The 26,046-nt window shown below is 61.2% G+C and carries 23 protein-coding genes; 10 read left to right on the top strand and 13 right to left on the bottom strand.

Annotation, left to right across the window (positions count from 1 at the left end; genetic code table 11):
* The first annotated feature begins 6 nt into the window (after positions 1 to 6).
* From YA0848_RS20445 to YA0848_RS20470, 6 genes are all read left to right on the top strand, one after another.
* Positions 7 to 669 (top strand): amino acid ABC transporter permease, encoded by a 663-nt coding sequence (locus tag YA0848_RS20445; protein WP_034098332.1) that lies wholly within the window; start codon positions 7 to 9, stop codon positions 667 to 669.
* Entirely contained in the window at positions 666 to 1,448 is a 783-nt protein-coding gene (locus tag YA0848_RS20450; protein ID WP_034098330.1) for an amino acid ABC transporter ATP-binding protein, read from the top strand. The genes YA0848_RS20445 and YA0848_RS20450 overlap by 4 nt, the downstream gene beginning before the upstream one ends.
* A gap of 16 nt (positions 1,449 to 1,464) precedes the next feature.
* Positions 1,465 to 1,854: a RidA family protein gene (locus YA0848_RS20455; protein WP_034138403.1), complete on the top strand. Its 390-nt coding sequence runs from the start codon at positions 1,465 to 1,467 to the stop codon at positions 1,852 to 1,854.
* A gap of 74 nt (positions 1,855 to 1,928) precedes the next feature.
* Complete coding sequence (locus tag YA0848_RS20460; protein ID WP_034098328.1) at positions 1,929 to 2,693, top strand: IclR family transcriptional regulator; 765 nt, start codon at positions 1,929 to 1,931, stop codon at positions 2,691 to 2,693.
* A 9-nt stretch (positions 2,694 to 2,702) separates the two neighbouring features.
* On the top strand, positions 2,703 to 3,911 hold the full coding sequence (locus YA0848_RS20465) for an amino acid deaminase (RefSeq protein ID WP_034098326.1): 1,209 nt from the start codon (positions 2,703 to 2,705) through the stop codon (positions 3,909 to 3,911).
* An 85-nt stretch (positions 3,912 to 3,996) separates the two neighbouring features.
* Positions 3,997 to 4,905, top strand: a complete 909-nt coding sequence (locus YA0848_RS20470) for a sugar kinase (protein ID WP_169903121.1) — start codon at positions 3,997 to 3,999, stop codon at positions 4,903 to 4,905.
* A 108-nt stretch (positions 4,906 to 5,013) separates the two neighbouring features.
* On the opposite strand, the gene YA0848_RS20475 is transcribed toward YA0848_RS20470, so the two are convergent.
* From YA0848_RS20475 to YA0848_RS20530, 12 genes are all read right to left on the bottom strand, one after another.
* Complete coding sequence (locus YA0848_RS20475; protein WP_034098324.1) at positions 5,014 to 5,289, bottom strand: peptidylprolyl isomerase; 276 nt, start codon at positions 5,287 to 5,289, stop codon at positions 5,014 to 5,016.
* Between the two features lie 31 nt (positions 5,290 to 5,320).
* The gene (locus YA0848_RS20480) at positions 5,321 to 7,870 is read right to left on the bottom strand and encodes a PAS domain-containing hybrid sensor histidine kinase/response regulator (protein WP_040268558.1); all 2,550 of its coding nucleotides are present in this window, start codon (positions 7,868 to 7,870) and stop codon (positions 5,321 to 5,323) included.
* 142 nt (positions 7,871 to 8,012) lie between these two features.
* Positions 8,013 to 9,965, bottom strand: coding sequence for an acetoacetate--CoA ligase (locus YA0848_RS20485; RefSeq protein WP_169903120.1), 1,953 nt, complete (start codon positions 9,963 to 9,965; stop codon positions 8,013 to 8,015).
* A gap of 60 nt (positions 9,966 to 10,025) precedes the next feature.
* Positions 10,026 to 10,799 (bottom strand): 3-hydroxybutyrate dehydrogenase, encoded by a 774-nt coding sequence (locus YA0848_RS20490; protein WP_034113961.1) that lies wholly within the window; start codon positions 10,797 to 10,799, stop codon positions 10,026 to 10,028.
* A gap of 7 nt (positions 10,800 to 10,806) precedes the next feature.
* A complete protein-coding gene (locus tag YA0848_RS20495) occupies positions 10,807 to 12,198 on the bottom strand; it encodes a GntP family permease (protein WP_034098319.1) in 1,392 nt (463 codons plus the stop codon).
* Positions 12,199 to 12,482: 284 nt separating this feature from the next.
* A complete protein-coding gene (locus YA0848_RS20500; RefSeq protein ID WP_169903119.1) occupies positions 12,483 to 13,883 on the bottom strand; it encodes a sigma-54 interaction domain-containing protein in 1,401 nt (466 codons plus the stop codon).
* Positions 13,884 to 13,926: 43 nt separating this feature from the next.
* Positions 13,927 to 15,498: an ABC transporter ATP-binding protein gene (locus YA0848_RS20505; protein WP_169903118.1), complete on the bottom strand. Its 1,572-nt coding sequence runs from the start codon at positions 15,496 to 15,498 to the stop codon at positions 13,927 to 13,929.
* Between the two features lie 10 nt (positions 15,499 to 15,508).
* Positions 15,509 to 16,531, bottom strand: a complete 1,023-nt coding sequence (locus YA0848_RS20510) for an ABC transporter permease (protein ID WP_169903117.1) — start codon at positions 16,529 to 16,531, stop codon at positions 15,509 to 15,511.
* On the bottom strand, positions 16,531 to 17,592 hold the full coding sequence (locus YA0848_RS20515; RefSeq protein ID WP_034113955.1) for a microcin C ABC transporter permease YejB: 1,062 nt from the start codon (positions 17,590 to 17,592) through the stop codon (positions 16,531 to 16,533). Before YA0848_RS20515 ends, YA0848_RS20510 begins: the two co-directional genes overlap by 1 nt.
* Positions 17,592 to 19,454, bottom strand: coding sequence for an extracellular solute-binding protein (locus YA0848_RS20520; RefSeq protein ID WP_034098313.1), 1,863 nt, complete (start codon positions 19,452 to 19,454; stop codon positions 17,592 to 17,594). Before YA0848_RS20520 ends, YA0848_RS20515 begins: the two co-directional genes overlap by 1 nt.
* 129 nt (positions 19,455 to 19,583) lie before the next feature.
* A complete protein-coding gene (locus YA0848_RS20525; RefSeq protein ID WP_010210937.1) occupies positions 19,584 to 19,865 on the bottom strand; it encodes a peptidylprolyl isomerase in 282 nt (93 codons plus the stop codon).
* Between the two features lie 129 nt (positions 19,866 to 19,994).
* Complete coding sequence (locus YA0848_RS20530; RefSeq protein WP_034113949.1) at positions 19,995 to 20,486, bottom strand: DUF1543 domain-containing protein; 492 nt, start codon at positions 20,484 to 20,486, stop codon at positions 19,995 to 19,997.
* Positions 20,487 to 20,592: 106 nt separating this feature from the next.
* Here YA0848_RS20530 and YA0848_RS20535 point away from each other — a divergent pair, with 106 nt between their 5' ends.
* A complete protein-coding gene (locus YA0848_RS20535; RefSeq protein WP_034098310.1) occupies positions 20,593 to 21,414 on the top strand; it encodes an aldo/keto reductase in 822 nt (273 codons plus the stop codon).
* Positions 21,415 to 21,463: 49 nt separating this feature from the next.
* On the opposite strand, the gene YA0848_RS20540 is transcribed toward YA0848_RS20535, so the two are convergent.
* The gene (locus tag YA0848_RS20540; protein ID WP_017527976.1) at positions 21,464 to 21,979 is read right to left on the bottom strand and encodes an Hcp family type VI secretion system effector; all 516 of its coding nucleotides are present in this window, start codon (positions 21,977 to 21,979) and stop codon (positions 21,464 to 21,466) included.
* Positions 21,980 to 22,459: 480 nt separating this feature from the next.
* On the opposite strand from YA0848_RS20540, the gene tssA reads away from it, so the two are divergent.
* The 3 genes from tssA to tssC are packed head-to-tail and all read left to right on the top strand — an operon-like array spanning position 22,460 to position 26,042.
* Entirely contained in the window at positions 22,460 to 24,007 is a 1,548-nt protein-coding gene (gene tssA / locus YA0848_RS20545) for a type VI secretion system protein TssA (RefSeq protein ID WP_034098308.1), read from the top strand.
* 33 nt (positions 24,008 to 24,040) lie between these two features.
* Positions 24,041 to 24,538, top strand: a complete 498-nt coding sequence (gene tssB, locus YA0848_RS20550; protein ID WP_034098307.1) for a type VI secretion system contractile sheath small subunit — start codon at positions 24,041 to 24,043, stop codon at positions 24,536 to 24,538.
* 28 nt (positions 24,539 to 24,566) lie between these two features.
* Positions 24,567 to 26,042, top strand: a complete 1,476-nt coding sequence (gene tssC / locus YA0848_RS20555) for a type VI secretion system contractile sheath large subunit (protein ID WP_040268545.1) — start codon at positions 24,567 to 24,569, stop codon at positions 26,040 to 26,042.
* Positions 26,043 to 26,046 lie beyond the last annotated feature (4 nt).

A 26,046-nucleotide genomic window follows, 5' to 3' on the forward strand; every position in this document is an offset into this window, starting at 1 on the left:
TTCCCCATGTACGAATCTCCCAGTTGGCTGCACGAGTTGTGGATCGCCCGAGACACCCTGTGGGCGGGGTTTCAGGCCAGTGTTTATGTGTCGGCGCTGGCCATTCTTTTCGGCACGCTGATCGGTATCGTCGCCGGGTTGATCCTGACCTATGGCAAGTTCTGGATGCGTGCACCGTTTCGCCTGTATGTCGACCTGATCCGTGGCACGCCGGTGTTCGTGCTGGTGCTGGCGTGCTTCTACATGCTGCCGGCGCTCGGCTGGCAGATCAGCGCATTCCAGGCCGGCGCGGTCGGGCTGACGTTGTTCTGTGGCTCCCATGTGTCGGAAATCGTACGTGGCGCACTGCAAGCCATTCCCCGTGGGCAACTGGAAGCGGGCAAGGCGATCGGTCTGACGTTCCGACAATCCCTGGGCTACGTGCTGTTACCTCAGGCGTTGCGCCAGATCCTACCGACCTGGGTCAATTCCTCCACGGAAATTGTCAAAGCCTCGACCTTGCTGTCGGTGATCGGCGTGGCCGAATTGCTACTGAGCACCCAGCAAGTGATCGCGCGTACCTTCATGACCCTGGAGTTCTACCTGTTCGCCGGGTTTTTGTTCTTTGTCATCAACTACGCCATCGAGTTATTCGGGCGCTACATTGAAAAGCGGGTGGCCTTGCCATGAACCAATCTCACACAACCGAACCGCTGCTGAATATTCGCGGCCTGCGCAAACAGTACGGCGAGGTAGAAGTGCTCAAGGGCGTCGACCTGTCGATGCAGCGCGGTAATGTGGTGACCTTGATCGGCTCCAGCGGTTCGGGCAAGACCACGCTGCTGCGGTGTGTCAATTTGCTGGAGGAGTTCCAGGGCGGCCAGATCACCCTGGACGGCGAGTCGATCGGCTACAGCGACGTCGGCGGCAAACGCGTGCGTCACCCGGAGCGCGTGATTGCCCAGCACCGGGCGATGACCGGCATGGCGTTCCAGCAGTTCAACCTGTTCCCGCATTTGACCGCGTTGCAGAACGTCACTTTGGGCTTATTGAAAGTTAAGAAAATGCCTAAGGACCAAGCCGTTGCTCTCGCGGAAAAATGGCTGGAGCGTGTAGGACTTTTAGAGCGGCGCAATCACTTTCCCGGCCAGTTGTCCGGCGGCCAGCAACAGCGTGTGGCGATTGCCCGTGCGATTGCGATGAACCCCAGCTTGATGCTGTTCGACGAAGTCACCTCAGCCCTTGACCCGGAACTGGTGGGCGAAGTGCTCAGTGTGATCAAGGGCCTGGCGGAAGAGGGCATGACCATGTTGCTGGTCACCCATGAAATGCGTTTTGCCTATGAAGTGTCCGACCAGATCGTGTTTATGAACCAGGGGCGTATTGAGGAGCAGGGTTCGTCGAAGGACATCTTCGAACGTCCGCAATCGCCGCGCCTGGCGGAATTTTTGAAGAACATTCGTTTTTAATCAGGAGCACATTGTTATGAGCATCACTCGTTACGGAGCCGGCAGCACTGCCGGCGGTGGCCAGCCTCGGCCTTTCGCGCGTGCCGTGGAGGCGGATGGCTGGTTATACGTGTCAGGCCAGGTGCCGGCAGTGGACGGCGAAATCATCACCGGCGGCATTGTCGAGCAAACCCACCAGACCCTGCGCAACGTGGTGGCGATTCTGGAAGAGGCCGGCTATGAATTGAAAGATGTCGTACGGGTCGGCGTATGGCTGGAAGACCCGCGGGACTTCTGGAGTTTCAACAAAGTCTTCGGCGAATACTTCACCCCGGAACACGCCCCGGCGCGGGCCTGTGTGCAGGCCAACATGATGGTCGATTGCAAGGTCGAGATCGATTGCGTGGCCTACAAGAAAAAAGGCTAAATGCTTCGACTTCCATACAGAACCCATGTGGGAGGGAGTGTCTCCCTCCACATTCGACCGGACCGAAAACCATCATGACCGAAGACACCATCAAACGCCGCGCCAAAGGCCTGGACCGAGCGTTCGATATCCTCGATTTTCTCAAGGAAATCGGCCAACCGCTGCGCCCGAACGATATAGCCAGCGGCATCGGCAGCCCCAAGTCCACGGTCTATGAACTGGTCGCTTCGTTATTGGAACGGCGCATCCTGGAAACGGTGGGCAAGGACGGCCACGTCTACCTCGGCCGCCAACTGTACTTTCTCGGTCAGGCGCACCTGCGCCATTTCGACCTGACCCGCGAGGCCGACCATGCCTTGCAGGAAATCGTCAGCCAGACCCACGAAACCGCCCAGATGTGCCTGCTCAATGGGCGCAAATACACCGTGGCGCTGATGCGCGAAGGCGAGCGGCATTTCCGCATCTCCTCGGATATCGGCGAAAACGCGCCCATCCCCTGGACCGCCTCCGGGCGTCTGCTGCTGGGGCACTTGAGCGATCAGCAGATTGTCGACCTGATCGACCCCGAAGATTTCATCCTGCCGGACGGTCAGCGCCTACCGCTGGAGACTTTCCTGGCGCAGATTCGTCAAGCCAGCCTCGACGGTTTTTTCTCGTTCGACAGCGTGGCCGACACCTTCACCCATTGCTTCGCTGCCCCGGTGCGGGATGCGCAAGGGGTCAGCATCGCGACCCTGTGCATCGTCGCGCCCCGGGCCGACGCCCTCAACAACTACAGCGACTATCGCCGGGTGCTGATCGACAGCGCCAACAACCTGGCCCGTCGCATCAACGAATAGGAACTCCTTATGCCTGCCCTCAATGCCGTCGAAAAAGGCGCTGCCGCCATCGGCGCCCACTTGGTCCGCGACGTCAGCCTGCCGGCCCTGGTGCTGCACCGTGACGCCCTGGAACACAACATTCGCTGGATGCAGACGTTTGTCAGCAACAGCGGCGCCGAGCTGGCGCCCCATGGCAAGACCAGCATGATGCCGGCGCTGTTCAAACGGCAGATCGAGCAGGGCGCATGGGGCATTACCCTGGCCAGCGCAGTGCAGACCCGTGCTGCTTATGCCGGTGGCGTGCGCCGCGTATTGATGGCCAACCAGTTGGTGGGCGCGCCGAATATGGCGCTGATCGCTGACCTGTTGGCCGATCAGGATTTCGATTTTCATTGCATGGTCGATCACCCGGATAACGTCGCCGACCTCGGGTTGTTTTTCGCTGCCCGCGGCCTGCGCCTGAACGTGATGATCGAATACGGTGTGGTCGGCGGCCGTTGCGGGTGCCGCAGCGAGCAGGAAGTGCGCGACCTGGCCCGGGCGATCAAGGCCCAGCCGGCCTTGGCGCTGACGGGCATCGAAGGTTACGAAGGGGTGATCCACGGCGAGCACGCCATCCGCGGTATCCGCGATTTCGCCGCGAGCCTGGTGCGCCTGGCGATGGAGCTGCAAGACAGCGGCGCGTTCGATCTGGCCAAGCCCATCGTCACCGCCTCGGGGTCGGCCTGGTACGACCTGATTGCCGAGTCGTTCGAAGCGCAGAACGCCGCCGGACGTTTTCTCAGCGTATTGCGCCCCGGCAGCTACGTGGCCCACGACCACGGCATCTACAAAGACGCGCAATGCTGCGTGCTCGACCGTCGCAGCGATCTCAACGAGGGCCTGCGCCCAGCCCTGGAAGTCTGGGCCCACGTGCAATCCCTGCCGGAGCCGGGGTTTGCGGTGATCGCCCTGGGCAAGCGTGACGTGGCCTACGATGCCGGCCTGCCGGTGCCGCTCAAGCGCTACAAGGCCGGTGTCCTGCCGGCTGAAGGCGATGACGTGAGCGCCTGCGTCGTCACCGCAGTGATGGATCAGCACGCCTTTATGACCGTGGCGCCGGGCGTGGAGCTGCGCATCGGCGACATCATTTCCTTCGGCACCTCGCATCCGTGCCTGACCTTCGATAAATGGCACGTCGGCTGCCTGGTGGATGAGCAATTGCAAGTGATCGAATCCCTGCACACCTGCTTCTAACCCGCGCAGCCCCCCACCGTATGCGTTCCAATGTGGGAGGGGGCTTGCCCCCGATGGGGCCCTCAGCCACACCAGAGACTCAGGCATGAACACAACCCCTCGCATCGCCCTGATCGGCGAATGCATGATCGAACTGCAACACCGCGCCGACGGCAGCCTGCACCAGAGCTTCGGCGGCGACACCCTGAACACCGCGGTGTACCTGCGCCGTGAGCTGGGCGCTGGTGGCGGCGTCGACTACGTCACCGCCCTGGGCGATGACAGCTTCAGCGATGCGATGTGCCGGCAATGGGCCGACGAAGGTCTCGGTCTGGGCCTGGTGCAACGCTTGCCGGGGCGTTTGCCGGGCTTGTATTGCATCCAGACTGACGCCCAAGGCGAGCGCAAATTTCTGTATTGGCGCAACGAAGCCGCCGTGCGCGACTGCTTCACTACGCCCGCCGCCGAGCCCGTTCTGGCGGCGCTGCACGGCTACGACGTGGTGTATTTCAGCGGCATCACCCTGGCCGTGCTCGGTGAGATCGGCCGCAGGCGCCTGCTGCAAGCCCTGATCGAAACCCGCCGCCGTGGTGGCCGGGTGGTGTTCGACAACAACTATCGCCCGCGCCTGTGGCCCAGCGTGGAAGCGGCCCGCGCGGCGTATCACGCGGTGCTGGCCGAAGTGGATATCGCCTTGCTCACCGAAGATGACGAGCGCGCATTGTTTGGTTATGAGGACGCCGAGCAGGTGTTCGCGGCCTATCCAGCCATCGCCGAGGTGGTGCTCAAGCGTGGCGCAGATGCGTGCCTGATCCGCTGCAACGGCGGGCGGTTTTCTGTACCGGCGTTAAAGGTCGGTAAGGTGGTGGATACCACGGCGGCGGGGGACTCGTTCAGCGCGGCATATCTGGCCAGCCGGCTCCAGGGTGGTTCACCCGAGGCGGCGGCATTGGCTGGACATCGTCTGGCCAGTCGGGTGATTCAGGTGCCGGGGGCATTGATTCCCCAGGGGTGAATGGGCGCCTTCGGCGGATCGGGGGCAAGCCCCCTCCCACAGTCGATTGCATTGCTCCAGATATATGCGGGAGAGGGCTTGCCCCCGATGGGACCCTAAAGGCATCCCTCAATCGCGATAAAACACCTGCACCAAGTGATACCCGAACTTGCTCTTGATCGGCCCATGCACCACCCGCAGCGGCTTCTTGAAAATCACTGCGTCGATCGCCCCCACCATCTGCCCCGGCCGGATCTCACCCAAATCACCGCCACGTTTGCCCGACGGGCAGGTGGAGTACTTCTTGGCCAGCACATCAAAGGCTTCGCCCTTGGCAATGCGCTGCTTGAGTTGTTCGGCTTCTTCGCTGGTTTTCACCAGGATATGACGGGCTTGGGCTTTCATTGATCTCTACCAGGTGTGCGACGGCGCGCGATTATGCCTGAAGTCCTTCGTCGACGCCGATCATGCCGCGGATTTTGGTGGCCAGCAGGTCGATGGAAAACGGCTTGGCCACCATGTCCATACCATCCTCCAGAAACCCTTGGCGCTCGGCAGCCGTTTCGGCGTAGCCGGTCATAAACAGCACCTTGAGGCCCGGACGGTGCTGGCGGGCGATTTCCGCCAGTTGCCGACCGTTCATGCCCGGCAGGCCGACGTCGGTCACCAGCAGGTCCACACGCAGGTCCGATTCCAGCAACGGCAAGGCGGTACGGGCGTCCGCCGCCTGGTGCGCGGTGTAGCCCAATTCGTCGAGCAGGTTCACCACCAGCATGCGCACCGCCAGGTCATCCTCGACCACCACCACTGCTTCGCCCGCCAAAGCCACCGGGGCTTCACCGAGGCTGGCCGGCAGGCTGCTTTCCAGTGACGTGCCGTGCAGGCGCGGCAGGTACAGGCGCACACAGGTGCCCTGGCCCGGCGCGCTCTGGATGGTCACATGGCCGCCGGACTGTTGGGCAAAGCCGTAGATCATCGACAGCCCCAGGCCGGTGCCCTGGCCGATGGGTTTGGTGGTGAAGAACGGGTCGAACGCCTTGGCGAGTATTTTCGGCGCCATGCCGGTGCCGTTGTCGCACACCCCGAGCATCACGTAATCGCCGGCCTTGACCGGTTCGAGGGTGGTGATGTCGGTGCCGTCCAGGTAGCTGTTGGCGGTTTCGATCAGTAGCTCGCCGCCATCGGGCATGGCATCGCGGGCATTGATCACCAGGTTGAGCAGGGCGTTTTCCAACTGGCTGGCGTCGGTGTTGACCGGCCAGATGTCCTGGCCCAGCTTCACTTTGAGGGTGATATGCGCGCCCTTGGTACGGCGAAACAGGTCTTCCAGGGATGCCACCAATTGGTTCGGGTCCAACGGGCGGCGGTCCAGCGACTGGCGGCGCGAGAACGCCAGCAGCCGGTGGGTGAGGGCGGCGGCGCGATGGGCGGAGGCCACGGCGGCGTCGGTAAAACGGCCGATTTCATCGCTGCGCCCGGCGGCGATATAGCGCTGCATCAGGTCGAGACTGCCGATAATGCCGGTGAGCATATTGTTGAAGTCGTGGGCGATGCCACCGGTGAGCTGGCCCACCGCTTCCATTTTTTGCGCATGGCGCAGGGCGTCTTCGGCACGTTCACGTTCGTACATTTCGTTTTGCAGGCGCTGGTTGGCCTCGGCCAGGGCCTGGGTGCGCTGGGCCACCCGTTCTTCGAGGTTTTCGTTGAGGTGGCGCAAGGCCTCCTCGGTGAGTTTGCGTTCGGTCTCGTCGATCACAAAGATGTAGAAACCATTGACCGAACCGTCGTTGCTGAAGCGTGGCAGGTACTTCATCAGTGCGTGCCGCGGCCGCCCATCGCGGTGCGGCGTGACGGTGAGGAAGCTACAAGCCTTGCCCTTAAGCGCGGCGGCGATTTTGTCCGCGCGCCCGGCGTACACCTCCTCGCCGAGCACTTCGCGGATGGTTTTTCCGTACAGTTCCTCGGGCGTCTTGCCGTACCACTCCAGATACGCGCTGTTGTTCAGGCGAAAGCGCTCGTCGTGGTCCACATAACCGATCAGCACCGGCATGGCGTTGATGATCAGCTGCAATTCGGTCTGGCTCTGGCGCAGGGCCTGTTCGGTGTGCTTGCGTTCGGTCAGGTCCAGCGCCGCGCCAAGGAAGCGCGCCGGACGGCCCTGTTGATCCTTGTAGCAGCGGCCGCGGGCGAACACCCAGCGCACCTCGCCATCGGGCTGCAACAGGCGGTATTCCTCGGCGTATTCGGTACCGTTGGTGATGCAATACTTGATACTGCGCGTCACCGTGCCACGGTCTTCGGGGTGTACGCCTTGCAGGTAATCGCTGATGGGCAACAGGCCGGCGTCCGCCGGATCGACACCGTGCAGGTAGGCGAAGTGGGCGTCGGCGATGAAATGGTCTTCGCCGATGTCCCAATCCCAGGTGCCCACCGCGTCGGTGGCGGCCAGGGCCAGTTGCAGGCGCTCCTCGCTGTTGTGCTGGGCCTTGAGGCTGGCCTCGGAGCGCTGTTGCAGCTCCAGGGCTTTGCTGCGCCGCTCGTTGGTTTCGATGGCGGTGACCAGAATGCCAGCGACCTCGCCGCTTTCGTCGCGGATGGGGCTGTAGGTGAGGTCCAGCCAGATCTCGGTATCGCGCTGGTTGCGCTGCAGCACAAAGCGCTGCTCGCTGAAGGTGCGCACTTGCCCCTCCAGCACGGCGTTGTAGATCGGTGCGGTAAAGCTCTCCAGTTCCGGCCAAGCCTGGTGTGCCGGCTGGCCCATGGCGCCGGGGTGCTTGTTGCCAGCCAGTCGGGCGAAGCCATCGTTATACAGCTGAATAAGTTGGTGGCCCCACAACAGGAGCATCGGCATCGGAGAGTTGATCACGATGTCGACCGCTGTGCGCAGGCTTTGCGGCCAGTCATTGGCCTCACCGAGCGGGCTGTGTGCCCAGTCCAGCCGCGCGATCAATGCAGCGGCTTCGCTACCGGTGGATGTTCCATTCATGAAAAAGCCCTGAGCGTAACGCCTTGAAAGATGAAAACACCCATTATCCCGTGAGTCGGCCCTGGGTGACTACCCGGGAAAAATAGCACGCATTGGCGTTTTGTCTTGCAAATCAGCTGCTCCGGGCTGAAACCTTTCATCTTCACGCCAGTTCGGGACGGTCGCGAAAAGCCTCCAGTGCTTGGGGGTTGGCCAGGGCATCGGTGTTCTTCACCGGTTCGCCGTGCACCACATTGCGCACCGCCAGTTCGACGATCTTGCCGCTGATGGTGCGCGGAATGTCATGGACGGCGAGGATCTTCGCCGGCACATGGCGTGGCGTGGTGTTGGCGCGGATCACCTGGCGGATCTGCTGTTGCAACGCGTCATCCAGCTCGACGCCATCGTCCAGACGCACAAACAGCACCACCCGCACATCGTCCTGCCAGCGTTGGCCGATGGCCAGGCTCTCCAGCACCTGGGGCACCTTCTCCACTTGGCGATAGATCTCGGCGGTGCCGATGCGCACGCCGCCGGGGTTGAGCACCGCGTCCGAGCGCCCATGGATCAGCAGGCTGCCATTGGCGCGCTCCTCGGCGTAGTCGCCCTGGGCCCACACGCCGGGAAACTGAGCGAAATACGACGCGCGCAGCTTCTGCCCGTCGTGGTCGTTCCATAGGCCGATGGGCATGGCCGGGAAGTGACGGGTACACACCAGTTCCCCCTTTTCGCCGATCAACGGCTGGCCCTTCTCGTCCCACACTTCGATGGCCATCGCCAGGCTCTTGCATTGCATTTCGCCACGGCGCACCGGCAGCACCGGGTTGCCGATCACAAAACAGGAGACGATATCGGTGCCGCCGGACATCGACGACAGGCACAGCTCGGCCTTGATCTCGCGGTAGACGTAGTCGTAGCTCTGGGGCGACAACGGCGAGCCGGTGGAGATCAAGCCCTTGAGGCTGCTCAGGTCATGGCTCAGACGCGGTTGCAGCCCGGCCTTTTCCAGGGTGGCGAGGAACTTGGGGCTGGTGCCGAACACGCTGATACGTTCGGCATCGATCAGGTCGATCAAGCGCTCGGGCCCCGGATGAAACGGCGAGCCGTCATACAGCACCGCCGTGGCGCCCAGGGCCAGTACCGAGACCAGCCAGTTCCACATCATCCAGCCGCAGGTGGTGTAGTAGAACAGGCAATCGTCGCGGGACAGGTCGGCATGCAGGCCATGTTCCTTCAGATGGGTGAGCAACACACCACCGGTGCCATGGATGATGCACTTTGGCACCCCGGTGGTGCCGCTGGAATACAGGATGTACAGCGGATGATCGAACGGCACCGCGACAAACGCCGGTTCGCCGCCGGGTTGGTAGGCGTCCTGCCACAGGGTGACGCGGGCCTGGGTGCGATAGTCCTCGACCCGTGCCTCGGGCCGTGCGTACGGCACCACGATCAACTGTTCCAGGGACGGCAAGCGTTCGAGGATTTCATTGAGCTTGGCGCTTTGATCGATGATTTTGCCGGCATACCGATAACCGGCGCAGGTGATCAGCACCTTGGGTTCGATCTGGCCGAAGCGGTCGATCACGCCTTGGGTGCCGAAATCCGGCGAGGAGCACGACCAGATCGCCCCAAGGCTGGTGGTGGCGAGCATACCCACCAGGGTCTGCCAGGTGTTGGGCATGCACGCCGCGACGCGGTCACCGAGACCAACGCCCGCCGCTCGCAGGCTGTTTTGCAAGCCGGCGACATGGGCGGCGAGTTCGGCGTAGGTCAGTTGTTCGCGCTGGCCGTCTTCGCCGATGGCGATCACGGCCGGGTGATGGTCGCGGCGACGCAGCAAATGCTCGGCAAAGTTCAGGGTCGCGCCGGGGAACCACTGAGCGCTGGGCATAGCATCCCCTTCGATCAACACGGCGCTGGGCGGGCTGCGAAACTGCACATCGAAGAACGCCACGATGGCCTGCCAGAACTCGGCGCGCTGGTCGATGCTCCACTGGTGCAGGGCCGGATAGTCGCTAAGCTGCACGGCGTGGCGATCATTGATAAAGCGCCGGAACTGGTCCATGCGCGTCGTACGGATGCGTTCCGGGGAGGGTTGCCAGAGGATCTCGGACATCAGCAGGGTCTCTTGTTCTTATGCACGTCTTGCAAACTACAGCGTTTCGCTGTGTTTGATCTATTGGGCCAGCCAGCCACCATCGATATTCCACGCCGCGCCACGCACCTGGGCGCCGGCCTCGCTGCATAAGAACAGCACCAGCTCGCCCAGTTGCGACGGGGTCACGAATTCCAGCGACGGTTGTTTCTCCGCCAGCAGATCGTGCTGCGCCTGCTGCGGGTCCACGCCTTGGGCGATGCGATCGTCGATCTGTTTCTGCACCAGCGGCGTCAGCACCCAGCCGGGGCAGATCGCGTTGCAGGTCACGTTGCTGGTGGCGGTCTCCAGGCCCACCACTTTGGTCAGGCCGATCACGCCATGCTTGGCCGCCACATAAGCTGCCTTGCCCACCGAACCGACCTGGCCATGCACCGAAGCGATATTGACGATACGCCCCCAACCCTTGGCCTTCATGCCCGGCAGACCCAAGCGCGTGCTGTGGAATACCGACGACAGGTTGATCGCGATGATGGCGTCCCAGCGCTCGGCCGGGAAGTCTTCCACCGCCGCCACATGCTGGATGCCGGCGTTGTTCACCAGTATGTCCACACCGCCGAACTCACGCTCGGCATAGGCAAACATGTCGGCGATCTGCGCCGGGTCGCTGACGTCCGCCGGATGGTGGCCGACCTGTCCGCCATAGGCTTGCACTTGGGCGATTACCGCACTGGCGTCGCCGAAGCCGTTGAGGATCAGGTTGGCGCCGGCCTTGGCCAGGCTCAGTGCAATGCCCAGGCCGATGCCGCTGGTGGAACCGGTGACCAGGGCGGTCTTGCCGTTCAATGTCGTCATGTTCACCTCACACAATGCCAGTGGCATAGAAAGTACCGATCACCACGAACACCGCAAGGGTCTTGATAATCGTGATGCCGAAAATGTCCTTGTAGGCTTCGCGGTGGGTCAGGCCGGTGACCGCCAGCAGGGTGATCACCGCGCCGTTGTGGGGCAGGGTGTCCATGCCGCCGCTGGCCATGGCCGCGACCCGGTGCAGCACTTCAAGGGGGATATTGGCCGCGTGGGCCGCCGCGATAAAACTCTCGGACATCGCCGCCAGGGCGATGCTCATGCCGCCCGAGGCGGAACCGGTGATACCGGCCAGCAACGTCACTGTGATCGCCTCGTTGACCAACGGGTTGGGGATGCCCTTAAGCCAGTCCGCCAGCACCAGAAAGCCCGGCAACGAAGCGATGACCGCACCGAAGCCGTATTCCGACGCGGTGTTCATCGCCGCCAGCAATGCACCGCTGACCGCGCTTTTGCTGCCTTCGGCGAGTTTGCTCTTGATCGCCGAGAAGCCGAACACCAGCACCACGATAATCCCCACCAGCAACGCCGCCTGCACCGCCCAGATTGCCGTGAGCTTGGCGATTTCGGTGGTCACCGGCGCGCTCATGCCCGGCAGGCTAAGGCTGTGGGTCTTGCCGTACCACTGCGGGATCCAGTGGGTGAACAGCAGGTTCATCACCCCCACCAGGATCAGCGGCGACAGCGCGATCCACGGGTTGGGCAACGTCAGGTTCTCGGCGGTTTCCGGCTCGTTGCGCAGTTCGGTGCCGTAGCCTTCACCGGCGCGCTGGGCCTTGTTGCGCTGGCGCGCCAGGTAAAGCATGCCGGCGCAGAACACGAAAATCGTGCCGATCAGCCCCAGCCACGGCGCCGCCCAGGCGGTGGTGTTGAAGAAGGTGCTGGGGATGATGTTCTGGATCTGCGGCGTGCCGGGCAGGGCGTCCATGGTGAACGAAAACGCGCCGAGGGCGATGGTCGCCGGGATCAGGCGCTTGGGGATATTGCTCTGGCGGAACATCTCCGCCGCAAACGGGTACACCGCGAACACCACCACAAACAGCGAGACGCCGCCGTAGGTGAGCAGGGCGCAGACCAGCACGATCACCAGCATGGCCTGGCGCGTGCCGAGCAAACGGATCGCCGCGGCCACGATCGAACGGGAAAACCCCGACAGTTCGATCAGCTTGCCGAACACCGCACCGAGCAGGAACACCGGGAAATACAGTTTGATAAAGCCGACCATTTTTTCCATGAACACCCCGGTAAAGGCAGGGGCGACGGCGGAGGGGTCGGTCAGCAGCACCGCTCCTAGCGCGGCGATGGGGGCGAACAAGATAACGCTATAGCCACGGTAGGCAGCCAGCATCAGCAGCGCGAGGGCTGCCAGGGCAATGATCACACTCATGGTGTGTCTCCAGATAGGATTGTTATTTTTGTGGTGACGCGGTGGGGAAGGGCTATAGCGAGATGCGTGCCAATTACTTAACTTGTTGAAATGTATGAATATTTTTAAATTGGCTTCTGCTTGTGTCTCAATCTAGAGACAATCCCGGGCCGAATGTGGGAGGGGGCTTGCCCCCGATAGCGGTGTATCGGTATCAGATGTGCTGACTGGCCCACTGTCATCGGGGGCAAGCCCCCTCCCACAGTGGTCGTCTATTTATTGAGAGTTAAGTCTCTGATTGGAGATCAGGTGATACCTAGCGCGACCATTTTCTTGTACAACGTCGACCGCCCCAGCCCCAACCGCTTAGCCGCCTCCACCACATTCCCATCACAGGCCTTGAGCGCCGCCACAATCACCTGCCGGTCAAACCGCTCCCGCGCCGCGTTGTAGCTTTCACCTTTCTCCGCCGCCACGGCAGCGCTACGTGCCACCGGGGTGAAGGTGCCGATGGCCGCACGGACTTCCTGGGCGTTCAATATCAAGTCATCACTTAACAGCGCCGCGCGCTCCAGTACGTTGCGCAACTCACGGATATTCCCCGGCCAGGCATGCTGGGCCAATAAGTCCAGGGCTTCGCGGTCCAGTTCGTGATGGCTGCGCAGTTCTTCCAGGATCGCCTCGCTGAGCGCCGGAATATCTTCCAAGCGTTCGCGCAGGGGCGGGACCTGGATCGGCAGCACGTTCAAGCGGTAATACAGGTCCGCGCGAAACTCGCCACGTTTGATCGCCGCCTCAAGGTCCATCGACGTGGCCGCAATCACCCGTACGTCGCTGTGTAGCATCTCGTTGGAGCCGACCGGTTCGAACTCCTTTTCCTGCAACACCCTTAGCAGTTTGCTTTGCAGCGGCAGGGGCATGTCGCCGATTTCGTCGAGAAACAGCGTGCCGCCCTGGGCGATCTGGAACTTGCCGGGGCGGCCCTTGCGGTCGGCGCCGGTAAACGCGCCGGGCGCAGTGCCGAAGAACTCGGCTTCGAGCAAATCGTGGGGGATCGCCGCGCTGTTGATGCTCACAAATGCCTTGTGTGCCCGTGACGAGGCGCCATGAATGGCCTGGGCCAGCAACTCCTTGCCGGTGCCGGTTTCCCCCAGTAGCAACACCGGCGACTCAGTCTTGGCGCTGCGCCGCGCCCGGCGTTTGACTTCCAGGCTCGCGGCGCTGGTACCGATAAAGTGCGCGAAGGTGTACTTGCTCTGGCGTGAGCGCAGCAACGAGCGGGTGGAGGCCAGTTCCTGCTGCATGCTCATGTAGCGCTCGATCAATGGCGACAGGTTGCGCAGCTCATCGAACAGCGCGAAGCCGATGGCACCGATCACCGCCCCGGCATCGTTGTGAATCGGCAGGCGCATCACCACCAGCGGGCCTTTGGGGGTGTCCTGGATATCCAGCAGGATCGGCCGGTCGGTGCGCACCACCTGGCGCAGCAGGCTGTTGGAAATCACCCGCTCGCAGGGTTGGCCGATGGCCTCATCCGCGCTGTTCAGACCGAAGCGCTTGGCGTAGCGCTCGTTCATCCACACGATATTGGCGTCGCGGTCGACGATCACCGTGCCCTCGCTGGACTGCTCGATGATTTCGAACAGCGACTGGATGGCCAGGCCGCGTACCTGTTGGTAATCGGTGAGGTTATCGGTGAGGTTCATGCCCATGCCGTCAGCAAAAGGGTGAGTGAAGTTCCATAACGTCCTACAGCGGAATATGCGCCGCTGCCATCAGTTCCTTGGTGTAGGGGTGTTGCGGTGATTCGAATACATCGTGGCTGGCGCCGCGCTCCACCACTTTGCCCTCCCTGATCACGATCATGTCGTGGGCCATGGCCCGCACCACGGCCAGGTCATGGCTGATAAACAGATACGTCAGGCCGTATTTTTCCTGCAGTTCACGCAGCAGCGCCACCACTTGCTTTTGTACGGTGCGGTCAAGGGCGGAGGTGGGTTCGTCCAGCAGCATCAGCGCCGGCTTGAGCACCAGCGCGCGGGCGATGGCGATGCGTTGGCGCTGGCCGCCGGAAAACTCGTGGGGGTAGCGATGCCGGCTGGCGGGGTCCAGGCCCACGTCCTTGAGCACCTGAATCACCTGCGCTTCGCGCTCGGCCAGGCTGCACGGGGCGTGCACCTCCAGGCCTTCGCTGATGATCTGCTGCACCGACATGCGCGGGCTGAGGCTGCCATAAGGGTCCTGGAACACCACCTGCATCTGCTTGCGCCATGGTCGCATCTGGTGATGGTTGAGGGTATCGAGGGCCTGGCCCTGGAAGCGGATGCTGCCGTGGGAGTCCAGCAGGCGCAGGATCGCCTGGCCGAGGGTGGATTTACCCGAGCCGGATTCACCAACGATGCCCAGGGTCTTGCCACGTTGCACGCTGAGGCTGATACCGTCCACCGCGCGCAGGTAGGTCTTGCGTTGAAATAGCCCGCCACCGAGACGGAACTGCACGCTCAGGTCCTCCACTTGCAACACCGTCTCGCGTTCCTCGCTGCACAGTGCATCGCCCGCCGGTTCGGCATCCAGCAGCAGGCGGCTGTAAGGATGCTGCGGCGCGCTGAACAGAGCCTGGCATTCGGCCTGCTCGAAGATCTCGCCGGCGTGCATCACGCACACCCGCTGGGCGATGCTGCGCACCAGGTTGAGGTCATGGCTGATCAGCAGCAGCGACATGCCCAAGCGTTGTTGCAAGGATTTGAGCAGCAGCAGGATCTTGCGCTGCACGGTCACATCCAGCGCGGTGGTAGGTTCGTCCGCGATCAAGAGTTCCGGCTCGCACGCCAAAGCCATGGCGATCATCACCCGTTGGCGTTGGCCGCCGGACAATTGGTGGGGATAGGCCTTGAGGCGCTCCCTCGGTTTCTGGATGCCGACCATGTCGAGCAGTTCCAAGATACGCGCCTGCGCCGCTTTGCCGCCCAGGCCTTTGTGCAGCAACAGGGTTTCACCGATCTGCTTTTCGATGCTGTGCAGCGGGTTGAGGGAGGTCATCGGCTCCTGGAAGATCATGGCGATACGGTTGCCGCGCAGCTTCTGCAAGGTCGCCGCCGGGGCGCCCACCAGCTCTTTGCCGCGATACTTCACCGAGCCGGTGGTGGCAGCGCCGGCTTCGGGCAACAGTTGCAGGATCGAATGGGCAGTCACCGATTTACCCGAGCCCGACTCCCCCACCAGTGCCAGGCATTCGCCGGGGCGCACATCCAGGCTCAAGTTGTGTACCACGGTCTGGCCGTTGAAGGCGACGCACAGGTCGCGGATCTCGATCAGGTTCATTTGCAATCACTCATGAGCGTGGGTCGAAGGCGTCACGCAACGCCTCGCCGATAAAGACCAGCAGCGACAGGATCAGCGCCAAGGTGAAAAACGCGGTCAGGCCCAGCCACGGCGCCTGCAGGTTCTGTTTGCCCTGGGCGATCAATTCACCGAGGGACGCACTGCCCGCCGGCATGCCGAAACCGAGGAAGTCCAGGGCGCTCAAAGTGGAAATTGCCCCGGTCAAAATGAATGGCAGGTAGCTCAAGGTCGCAGTCATGGCGTTGGGCAGGATGTGCCGGCCAATGATCTTGCCGTCCCCCAGGCCCAAGGCCCTTGCGGCCTTGACGTATTCCAGGTTGCGCCCGCGCAGGAACTCGGCGCGCACCACGTCCACCAGCGCCAGCCAGGAAAACAGCGCCATGATCCCCAGCAGCCACCAGAAATTCGGCTCCACGAACCCCGACAGAATGATCAGCAGGTACAACACCGGCAAACCGGACCACACTTCAAGCACGCGCTGTCCGATCAAGTCCACCCAGCCGCCGTAGTAACCCTGCAACGCGCCGGCCGCGATGCCGATGGCCGCGCTGATCGCGGTGAGCGCCAGGGCAAACAGAATCGAGACCCGCGCGCCGAAGATCACCCGTGCCAGCACATCCCGCGACTGATCGTCGGTGCCCAGCCAGTTCACCGCCGAGGGCGGGCTGGGGGCAGGGCGGGTCAGTTCGTAGTTGGGGGTATCTTCGCTGAACGGGATCGGCGGGAACAACATCCAGCCGCCGTCCTGCTGGATCAGCTTTTGTACGTAATCGCTGCGGTAGTCGGCCTGGAACGGCAACTGCCCGCCGAACTGTTGCTCGGTGTAGCGCTTGAACACCGGGAAATACAGCTCGTTCTTGTAGCTCAGCACCCAGGGTTTGTCGTTGGCGATCAACTCGCCGCCCAGGGTCAGGATAAACAGGCCGATAAACAGCCACAGCGACCACCAGCCGCGACGGTTTTTCTTGAACCGCTCGAAACGTCGGCGGGCCACCGGAGACAGATTGAGCATCAGGCGTTCCTCGCGGCGAAGTCGATACGCGGATCCACCAGGGTGTAGCAGAGGTCGCCGATCAGTTTTATCAGCAGCCCGAACAAGGTGAAGATAAACAGCGAGCCGAACACCACCGGGTAGTCCCGAGAGACGGCGGCTTCGTAGCTCATGCGCCCCAGGCCGTCGAGGGAGAAGATCACTTCGATCAGCAGCGAGCCGGCAAAGAACACACTGATGAACGCCTGGGGAATCCCCGAGATCACCAGCAACATGGCGTTGCGAAATACATGACCGTACAGCACGCGGCGCTCGCTCAAGCCCTTGGCGCGCGCGGTGACCACGTACTGACGCGTGATTTCATTCAGGAATGAGTTTTTGGTCAGGATGGTCAAGGTGGCGAACCCGCCGATCACCAGAGAGGTCACCGGCAGCACCAGGTGCCAGAAATAATCGGCCACCTTGCCCACGGTGCTCAACTCTTCGAAATTCTCCGACACCAGGCCGCGCACCGGGAACCAGTTCAGGGAAGTGCCGCCGGCGAACACCACGATCAGGAACATCGCGAACAGGAACGCCGGCATGGCATAGCCGATCACAATGGCGGTGCTGCTCCATACATCAAAGCTGCTGCCATGGCGTACAGCCTTGCGAATGCCCAGGGGGATCGAAACCAGATAGGTGATCAGAGTGGCCCAGAGCCCGAGGGAAATGGTCACGGGCATTTTTTCAAGGATCAGGTCGATCACGGTTTTGCCACGGAAGAAGCTGTTACCGAAGTCCAGCTGGGCATAGCTTTTGAGCATCAGCCACAGACGCTCCGGCGCGGGCTTATCGAAGCCGTATTGCTTTTCGATGTCCTTGATCAGCTTCGGGTCCAGACCGCGACTGGCGCGGGAGCCGCTGCCCATGCCTTCGCCGGACGAGCCGCCGACACCACCGCCGCCAATCCCTTGCAGATGGGCAATGGCTTGTTCGACTGGGCCGCCGGGGGCGGCCTGCACAATCACGAAATTCACCAGCAGGATAATCACCAGGGTGGGGATGATCAGCAGCAGGCGCCGCACGATATAGGCAAACATCAGCGGGCCTCCCCGCGTTTTTTCAGCTCGGCTTTCATTTGTTCATTCGTCAGCGGTGTGGGGCTGATTTCCCACCAGGTTTCCAGGGCCTCGTCGTTCTTGGCCTCGATAGCAGGGCGGCCAAAGCGGTTCCACCACGCCGCTGACGTACCCGGCGGGTAGTAATTGGGGATCCACAGGTAGTTCCATTGCAGCACTCGGTCCAGGGCATGGGCGTAGGTCAGCATCTCGGCCTGGGTGTTGGCCTTGACCAGACCCTTGATCAGGCTGTCCACGGCCGGGTCTTTGAGCACCATGTAGTTGTTGGCCCCCGGATCGAACGCGGCGGCGGAACCGAAGTAGTTGTACAGCTCCATCCCCGGCGAAGTGGTGACCGGGAACCCGGTGACGATCATGTCGTAATCCCGGCTCATCAGGCGGTTTACATATTGGGAGGAATCGATGCGGCGGATATTGAGGGTGATGCCGATCTGCGCCAGGTTGCGTTTGTAGGGCAGCAGCAGGCGTTCCAGACCGGCCTGGGCGTTCAGAAAGGTGAACTCCAGCGGCTCGCCCTGGGCGTTCACCAGTTTGTCGCCATCGGGTTTCCAGCCGGCTTGCTCAAGCAGGGCCAGGGCCTGCAATTGTTTGTCGCGGATCATGCCGCTGCCATCGGTGACCGGCGCCTTGAACACTTGGGTGAATACCTCATCGGGTATTTGCCCGCGCAGCGGTTCCAGAATGGCCAGCTCTTCCTGGCTTGGCAGTTGGGTGGCGGCCAGTGGGCTGTTAGAGAAAAAGCTCTGCTGGCGGATGTACATGTTGCGCATCATCTGCCGGTTGGCCCACTCGAAGTCCCACAGCATCGCTAGGGCCTGGCGCACGCGGCGATCCTGGAACATCGGCTTTTGCACATTGAACACATAGCCTTGCGCCGGTTGCGGCATTTCCTTGGCCAAATGCGCGCGTTGCAGGCGGCCATCGTCGAGGGCAGGGCCGTTGTAGCCGATGGAATAGCCGGTGGCGGAAAACTCGCGGTTGAAGTCGTAGGCTCCGCCGCGCAATACCTGGCGCGCCACTTCGGTGTCGCCGAAGTATTCCAGGCTCAGGTGATCGAAGTTGTAGAGGCCACGGCTGACGGGCAGGTCCTTGCCCCACCAGTCGGGGTCGCGGGTAAAGGTGATGGTGCTGCCTGAGTCGATCTTGCTGACTTTGTACGGGCCGCTGCCCAGTGGCGCCTCGTAGCCGCCGCCGTTGGCAAAGTCGCGGGTCTTCCACCAGTGCTCCGGAAATACCGGCAGGGTGGCGATATCCAGGGGCAGGGTACGGTTCTCATTGCTGGAGAAGTCAAAGCGTACCTGGCGTTCGCCTTCCACTTCGACCTGTTTGACGTCGGCGAACAGCGTGCGAAAGCGCAGGCTGCCTTGGGTCATCAACAGATCGAAGCTGTAGCGTACGTCTTCGGCGGTGATCGGTTTACCATCGGCGAAGCGCGCCTTGGGGTTCAGGTAAAAGCGCAGCGACAGGCCATCCTCGGCGCGCTCCATCTTCTCGGCTACCAGCCCGTACACCGTGTAGGGTTCGTCCAGTGAGCGTTGGGCCAGCGGCGCGTAGAGCCAGCCATCGACCTGGGACACGCCGATGCCTTTATCGATATACGGCAACACATGATCGAAGCGCCCGATCTCAATGGCCGAACGCCGCAGGCTGCCGCCCTTGGGGGCTTTGGGGTTGGCATAGTCGAAATGGGTGAAACCGGCTGGGTACTTGGCCGGTTCGCCGTACACCGTGAGGTACGTTTGTGGCGCCGCGATCACGGCGGTACTCGCCATTACAAAGGCCAGGGCAGTACTGATAAGGGGTGTGAAAAAAGCCAATCGCATTGTCAGCCTTGAACGCCGGATAAAAAGAATAGGGATTTGTACGCTAACGGCGGCAGCGTCGCCAGTGATCAGATGCACAACGGCCCACCGAATGGCGGGCCGTTGTTTCGCGCATCAGTGCAGGACAAATCAGTCCTGACGGCTGGTAACTTCCAGCAGGTGGTAGCCGAACTGAGTCTTGACCGGGCCTTGCACGGTGTTGACTGGAGCGCTGAATACCACGGTGTCGAATTCTTTAACCATCTGGCCTGGACCGAACGAACCCAGGTTGCCGCCATCGCGGCTGGAAGGGCAGCTGGAGTTGGCTTTGGCGATTTCTGCGAAGTCAGCGCCGCCTTCGATTTGGGCCTTGAGTTCGTTGCACTTGTCTTCGGTAGACACGAGGATGTGGCGGGCGGTGGCTTTGGCCATGAGAGTAACTCCTTGAATGAAAAGGGTGAGCGTACCGGATTCAGGCGGTTATTTCCCGGCAAAGTTCCCGGGGATTGCCTGAGCGGTACGGCGGCGGGCCATGCCTTTCGCAGGCAGGCTGATGTTTCACTATAGAACGATGTAATCGTTGCGCTTGACGATCGGAAGGTGCTCACCCTGGACCAGATGCACGTAGCGGCCATCCACCAGGTCGATGGGCAGGCAGTCATCTACGTCCAGCACAGCGTCGGTATGCGCCTGGGACCAGTGCCGGCGCATCTGTTGCTTGCCTTGGCTTTTAGCTTCGTGTTTGTTGCGGGCAACCACCAGCAGATAATGGTGGGCCTCGCCGAAACTCTCGGCTTCGTAACCGCCGAGGTTGATGAAATACAGGCGATGGGCGTCAGCGTGGGGTGCCAGGTGGCTGAGTTCGACTTTCCAACCGTCGACGCCGTCGACCGCCATCCACGAATCGATATGCACGCCCTTGGCGCTGCCGAACCACGCCTCGCGCAGTTGCGGGTAAGTGCCTTGCAGCGTATCGGCCGCGGCGAATACCACATCATGAACTTCGATCCTGGCGCGAGGGTGTTTGCCCCCGAGCATCACGACAAACAGCATTGCAGATCCTTCCTGGCGATTGGGCAGGGCCCAACCATACTTCGATTGAACCCTTTTGTCCGGTCAATGCCACACGGTTAACCCAAGAACTCATCAGGAGGTTGTCATGCGCAGTATCGATCTGGCGGGCGTTCCCGTTCCCGTCATCGGCCAGGGCACCTGGCGCATGGGCGAAGACCCGAACCATCGCCGCGCTGAAATCGCGGCATTGCAGTTGGGGATCGACGAGGGCATGACCCTGATCGATACCGCCGAAATGTATGGTGAGGGCGGCGCCGAAACGGTGGTCGGCGAGGCTATTCGCGGCCGGCGCGATCAAGTGTTTCTGGTGAGCAAGGTCTATCCGCATAATGCCAGCCAAAAGGGCATGCCCCGTGCCTGTGAAGCCAGTCTCCAACGGTTGGGCACTGACTATATCGATCTGTATCTGTTGCACTGGCGCGGCCAGTACCCCCTTGAAGAAACCGTAGAAGCGTTCGAACGCCTGCGCGAAGCCGGCAAGATTGGCCGTTGGGGCGTGTCCAACTTCGATGTGGCGGACCTGCAGGAACTGGCAGCCCCGGCGTGTGCCACGAATCAGGTGCTCTATAACATCGAGGAACGGGGCATCGAATTCGATTTGCTGCCTTGGTGGCAGCAACATCATCTGCCGCTCATGGCCTACTGTCCCATCGCCCAGGGCGGAGCACTGCTATCGAGTCCGACGCTCAAGCAGATCGCCCTGCGTCACGAGGTAGCTCCCGCCCAGGTTGCGTTGGCCTGGGTACTGCGCCAGGACGGCGTGATCGCCATTCCCAAGGCGGTGACGCCCGAGCATGTGCGGCTCAATGCCGCCGCTGCCGCGCTGGTGCTCGATGAGCACGACCTCGATGCCATCGACCGTGTGTTCGGCGCGCCCAAACGCAAGCATCCGTTGGCGATGGTCTAGCTGACGACAGAAACGGCGCCGTCCATGGCCGCCGTTTCTGCGGTTCGGTTTAACCCGCTACCGGGCTGCGCCAGTCATCCGACCCCGACGTACCGGACACCTCGTGGGTCCACACGATCTTGCGATAGGTGAAATACACGTCTTCCAGATGGGTGAAATGCGCATTGTCCGGGTCCTGGCAGTTGGGCATGCGTGATTGGATATCCACCAGGGTCGCGCCCTCCAGTTCAATGGTGAAGTAGTGCTCCTGGGTCCCGGCCGAAGAGGTACGGAACCATTCCAGTCGACACTTGACCTCTTCGCCGCTGGTCAACGCGCTGAACAGCAGCGGCGAAGATTTATCGAAGACCTTGCTGATCATCAGCGGTTTATGCACCCGCTGACCGGTCGGCTGGCCGGATTGCGGGTCCCTGGGAATGATGACCTGATGGGAGAAGGCTTGTACCAGGATCTGGTCTTCGTGGCCTTCCTGATAAATATTGCCTACCGAGTCCTGAGTGAACGTGCCTGCCGTAATCAAACCTTGTTTGACACCGGTGATAGAAAGATACGCGGGTGTTGGCATGACGGGTTTCCTTGCCTGGTTATAGAGGTAGTTCCAACCCGCAATGCTGCCGGTTGGTCAAATGCCTATAACAAAAAACGTGCCGGAAACTGTGATGGCCAATAGGGCCGCGCTCTGCGCCGAATGTTCGTCTGTGTTTATCTAAAAACCCGCGTTGAAATGCAGGTAAGTTGGAGAATATGTGCGCATAAGTGTGCAATTAATTGCTCGCTATTATCTTCCTTTAATTATCTAGGTTTCCACGGTCTGGCTGTACAGGATGTAAGTATTCAACTGCGCAAAAAACTGCGCAGGCCCCTAATTCAGGGGTTTGTAGGAAATGACTTAAGTGTTGGGTGGCTGCTTGCTCAATGGTCTTGGCATGACTAAGGTTTGCGAACTTCGTGGAAGTTAAGGCGAAGCCAGGATGACAAGTTGATAGGCCGGTCTAGTTGTTATTGTCTTGTCTTGAATCTAATGCTTAGTTGCGTATGGTCCTAAATGGTCTATTCAGGAAAGTTTTGTGCTTATTATTTGGAGCTTGCGCAAACTCCCTGCTCGCAGTCGAATTTTGCGGGCGGCGATGTGCGGTTTTCAACTGAGTATGAAACCCTCGAATTCGAACTGGCCAAGGCCCAGTCCATACATGGTGCGTGCCAGCCGGACTGGCAGAAAGTCGTGGCAACCGCCGAGGTTCTGCTAAGGGAACAATCCAAGGATCTTCGCGTGGCTGTCTGGTTGACCTGGGCGCTGCATCAGCGTGAGTCCTTTCCTGGGCTGCTGGCCGGATTGAAATTATTGCGTCTTCTCTGTGAGGGCCATTGGTCGGAGGTGTATCCCCGAAAAACGCGCACCCGTGCCGCTGCGTTTCAGTGGTTGGTATCGCGCCTGGAGACATTGCTCGCGCGCCACTTGGCCCTCCAAGACCAACAGCCGCTTTTTCGTGCGGTCGTTGAGGAACTGGAGGGCCTGGATGAGCTGTTGAGCCGTCATCTGAAAGAGGACGCGCCTTTGCTATTGCCGATTTGCAGGCAATTGACCCAGCAGTTGGAGCGCGCCGCGCAGAGCCAAGCTCCGGCCACAGGATTGACCGGCGCGATAGCCCAGGTGAAGCAGGCCACGACACAACTGATCAAACCCGAGCCGGTGCTGGAGAGTGAGAAGGATGCGCACAAGTGGCTGCGAGCACTGCAGGAGCAGGCCCGTCCGCTATGCGCCTGGTGGTTGCGCCAGAACGCTACCGACCTGCGTGCCTTGCGCCTTAATCGCACGCTGATGTGGCTCTCCCTGCTCAGCTATCCGGACGCGGACAGTGAGCGCATCACCGCGCTGCGCGGCCCAGCACCGGACAAGCTCAAACGCCATCACGAACGCTTTGCCCAAGGCCATTACGCCGATCTGCTGCTGGAACTTGAGGCCAGTCTGGCCGGCGCGATGTTCTGGTTCGACGGCTTACACATGGTCTGGCAATGCCTGGAAGCTCTGCAGGCCGAGCTGGCCATGACCGAACTGGAAGTGAATTTTGCCCTGCTGCTGCAGCGCCTGCCGAACCTGCCTGAGTTTCGCTTCCACGACGGTAGTCCATTTGCCGATGCGGGCACACGGGACTGGATCGCCACGCAGGTTGTACGTCACCTGCGGCCACCCGAGGCGCCGTGCGAGGCCGTCGAGGAGGCGCCTTGGGAAGTCGCCTTGCAGGCCCTGCAGCCCAGGCTGCGCAAAGACGGGCTCAAGGCCGTCGTGCATCAACTCAAGCGGGGGTTGCATGGGGCTCGTAGCGACCGCGAGCGTTTTCACTGGCGCCTGGCACAGGCCCGGCTGTGTGTGCAGGCGGGCAAACATGAGTTGGCGAAGATCCAGCTCGACCATCTGGACCTCGAGTTGCAACGCACGGGGCTGGAGCGCTGGGAGCCGGAGCTCGCTGTCCACGTCACGCAGCTGTTGCACCGCTGCTGTGACCTGTTGCCACAGAGCCATGCCGTACGCGAGCGCAAGGAAGACACCCACCGCAGGCTGTGCCTCTTCGATCTCGAAGCGGTACTTGAATAGGCTTTCGAGCCACTCGAAAAAAGGAGAAACACCATGGCCAAAGAAGGTTCGGTTGCACCCAAGGAACGCATCAACATCACCTTCAAACCTGCCATCGGCGCTGCCCAGGAAGAAGTCGAACTGCCGTTGAAACTGCTGGTGCTGGGAGATTTCACCCAGCGCGAAGACGCGCGCAAGCTCGAAGATCGCAAGCCTATCGCGATCGACAAAAACAGCCTTGACGAAGTCTTGGCCAACCAGGCGCTGAGCCTGGCGCTGAACGTCCCTAATCGTCTTCAGGACGACGCCGATGTCGAGGAGCTGGGGATTCAGGTGCGCATCCATTCGATGAAGGATTTCAACCCCGCCCATCTGGTGGAGCAGATTCCGGAGTTGCAGAAGCTCATGGCTCTACGTGAGGCATTGGTGGCGCTCAAGGGGCCTCTGGGCAACACGCCGAGCTTTCGTAAAGCCATCGAACAGGCGCTGGCCGATGACGAGTCCCGCGCACGGGTATTGGCGGAACTGGCCTTGAGCAGCCAACCCGCCTGACACTTTTCAGTAAAAGGACACTGACACCATGAACAGCCAACCGATACAGACCTCGGTCAACGCCACCGAAGAACACAGCATCCTCGACAACATCATTGCCCAAACATTACTCAGCGCCGACGACGAAGCCTACGCCATCGCCAAGCGCGGGGTATCGGCTTTTATCGAAGAGCTGATCAAACCCCAGAACAGTGGCGAACCGGTCAAGAAGCATTTGGTCGATCGAATGATTGCCGAGATCGACACAAAGCTCAGCTTGCAAATGGACGAGATTCTGCACCATCCGCAATTCCAGGCACTGGAATCCGCGTGGAGGGGCTTGCAACTGTTGGTCGACCGCACCAATTTCCGCGAAAACATCAAAATCGAACTGTTGAACGTTTCGCGCCAAGACCTGCTGGACGACTTCGAAGATTCGCCGGAGGTGACGCAATCCGGGCTCTACAAGCATATCTACAGCGCGGAATACGGTCAGTTCGGTGGTCAGCCGGTGGGCGCGATAATCGCCAATTACTTCCTGGCGCCCAGCGCTCCCGATGTGAAACTGATGCAATACGCGTCCAGTGTGGCCTGCATGGCCCATGCGCCGTTTATCGCCGCGGCCGGGCCGGGGTTCTTCGGCCTTGAGAGCTTCACCGGCCTGCCTGACCTGAAGGATCTTAAGGATCATTTCGAAGGCCCGCAGTTCGCCAAATGGCAGAGCTTTCGCGAGAGCGAGGATTCCCGTTATATCGGGCTCACCGTCCCGCGTTTCTTGCTGCGTACGCCTTACGATCCCCTCGAATGCCCGGTCAAGACCTTTGCTTATCGGGAAAATGTGGTGAACAGCCACGAGCACTACCTGTGGGGCAATACCGCCTATGCGTTTGCCACGCGCCTGACCGACAGCTTTGCGCGGTTCCGTTGGTGCCCCAATATCATTGGCCCACAAAGCGGCGGCGCGGTGGAGGATCTGCCGTTGCATCACTTCCACAGCATGGGCGAAATCGAGACCAAGATTCCCACCGAAGTATTGGTGTCCGACCGTCGAGAATATGAGCTGGCGCAAGAGGGCTTTATTGCTCTGACGATGCGCAAGGGCAGCGACAACGCCGCGTTCTTTTCCGCCAGTTCCGTGCAGAAGCCCAAGCACTTCGGCATCAGTGCCGAGGGCAAGCAAGCCGAGCTGAATTACCGTCTCGGCACTCAGTTGCCCTACATGATGGTGGTCAACCGCCTGGCTCATTACTTAAAGGTCCTGCAACGCGAGCAGTTGGGCTCGTGGAAGGAGCGCACCGACCTGGAACTGGAGCTCAACAAGTGGATTCGCCAGTACGTCGCAGACCAGGAAAACCCTAGTGCCGAAGTGCGTGGCCGGCGGCCGTTGCGCGCGGCCCGTATCGTTGTCAGTGACGTTGAAGGCGAGCCCGGCTGGTACCGGGTCAATCTGAGCGTGCGACCGCACTTCAAATACATGGGCGCGGACTTCACCTTATCCCTGGTCGGCAAGCTCGACAAAGAATGAATCG

Source organism: Pseudomonas sp. S4_EA_1b (assembly GCF_016307435.1).
Classification (GTDB): Bacteria; Pseudomonadota; Gammaproteobacteria; order Pseudomonadales; family Pseudomonadaceae; genus Aquipseudomonas; species Aquipseudomonas rhodesiae.

Bases quoted from the DNA above. Each gene is read 5' to 3' on its own strand.
- YA0848_RS20505 (WP_169903118.1), bottom strand. From the start codon at position 15,498: ATGAACCTGATCGAGATCCGCGACCTGTGCGTCGCCTTCAACGGCCAG.
- YA0848_RS20525 (WP_010210937.1), bottom strand. From the start codon at position 19,865: ATGGCCAAAGCCACCGCCCGCCACATCCTCGTGTCTACCGAAGACAAG.
- YA0848_RS20465 (WP_034098326.1), top strand. From the start codon at position 2,703: ATGCCTGCCCTCAATGCCGTCGAAAAAGGCGCTGCCGCCATCGGCGCC.
- YA0848_RS20535 (WP_034098310.1), top strand. From the start codon at position 20,593: ATGCGCAGTATCGATCTGGCGGGCGTTCCCGTTCCCGTCATCGGCCAG.
- YA0848_RS20470 (WP_169903121.1), top strand. From the start codon at position 3,997: ATGAACACAACCCCTCGCATCGCCCTGATCGGCGAATGCATGATCGAA.
- YA0848_RS20540 (WP_017527976.1), bottom strand. From the start codon at position 21,979: ATGCCAACACCCGCGTATCTTTCTATCACCGGTGTCAAACAAGGTTTG.
- YA0848_RS20445 (WP_034098332.1), top strand. From the start codon at position 7: ATGTACGAATCTCCCAGTTGGCTGCACGAGTTGTGGATCGCCCGAGAC.
- YA0848_RS20450 (WP_034098330.1), top strand. From the start codon at position 666: ATGAACCAATCTCACACAACCGAACCGCTGCTGAATATTCGCGGCCTG.
- YA0848_RS20495 (WP_034098319.1), bottom strand. From the start codon at position 12,198: ATGAGTGTGATCATTGCCCTGGCAGCCCTCGCGCTGCTGATGCTGGCT.
- tssA (WP_034098308.1), top strand. From the start codon at position 22,460: ATGGTCTATTCAGGAAAGTTTTGTGCTTATTATTTGGAGCTTGCGCAA.
- YA0848_RS20515 (WP_034113955.1), bottom strand. From the start codon at position 17,592: ATGTTTGCCTATATCGTGCGGCGCCTGCTGCTGATCATCCCCACCCTG.
- YA0848_RS20475 (WP_034098324.1), bottom strand. From the start codon at position 5,289: ATGAAAGCCCAAGCCCGTCATATCCTGGTGAAAACCAGCGAAGAAGCC.
- YA0848_RS20485 (WP_169903120.1), bottom strand. From the start codon at position 9,965: ATGTCCGAGATCCTCTGGCAACCCTCCCCGGAACGCATCCGTACGACG.
- YA0848_RS20500 (WP_169903119.1), bottom strand. From the start codon at position 13,883: ATGAACCTCACCGATAACCTCACCGATTACCAACAGGTACGCGGCCTG.
- YA0848_RS20455 (WP_034138403.1), top strand. From the start codon at position 1,465: ATGAGCATCACTCGTTACGGAGCCGGCAGCACTGCCGGCGGTGGCCAG.
- YA0848_RS20490 (WP_034113961.1), bottom strand. From the start codon at position 10,799: ATGACGACATTGAACGGCAAGACCGCCCTGGTCACCGGTTCCACCAGC.
- tssC (WP_040268545.1), top strand. From the start codon at position 24,567: ATGAACAGCCAACCGATACAGACCTCGGTCAACGCCACCGAAGAACAC.
- tssB (WP_034098307.1), top strand. From the start codon at position 24,041: ATGGCCAAAGAAGGTTCGGTTGCACCCAAGGAACGCATCAACATCACC.
- YA0848_RS20520 (WP_034098313.1), bottom strand. From the start codon at position 19,454: ATGCGATTGGCTTTTTTCACACCCCTTATCAGTACTGCCCTGGCCTTT.
- YA0848_RS20460 (WP_034098328.1), top strand. From the start codon at position 1,929: ATGACCGAAGACACCATCAAACGCCGCGCCAAAGGCCTGGACCGAGCG.
- YA0848_RS20530 (WP_034113949.1), bottom strand. From the start codon at position 20,486: ATGCTGTTTGTCGTGATGCTCGGGGGCAAACACCCTCGCGCCAGGATC.
- YA0848_RS20510 (WP_169903117.1), bottom strand. From the start codon at position 16,531: ATGCTCAATCTGTCTCCGGTGGCCCGCCGACGTTTCGAGCGGTTCAAG.
- YA0848_RS20480 (WP_040268558.1), bottom strand. From the start codon at position 7,870: ATGAATGGAACATCCACCGGTAGCGAAGCCGCTGCATTGATCGCGCGG.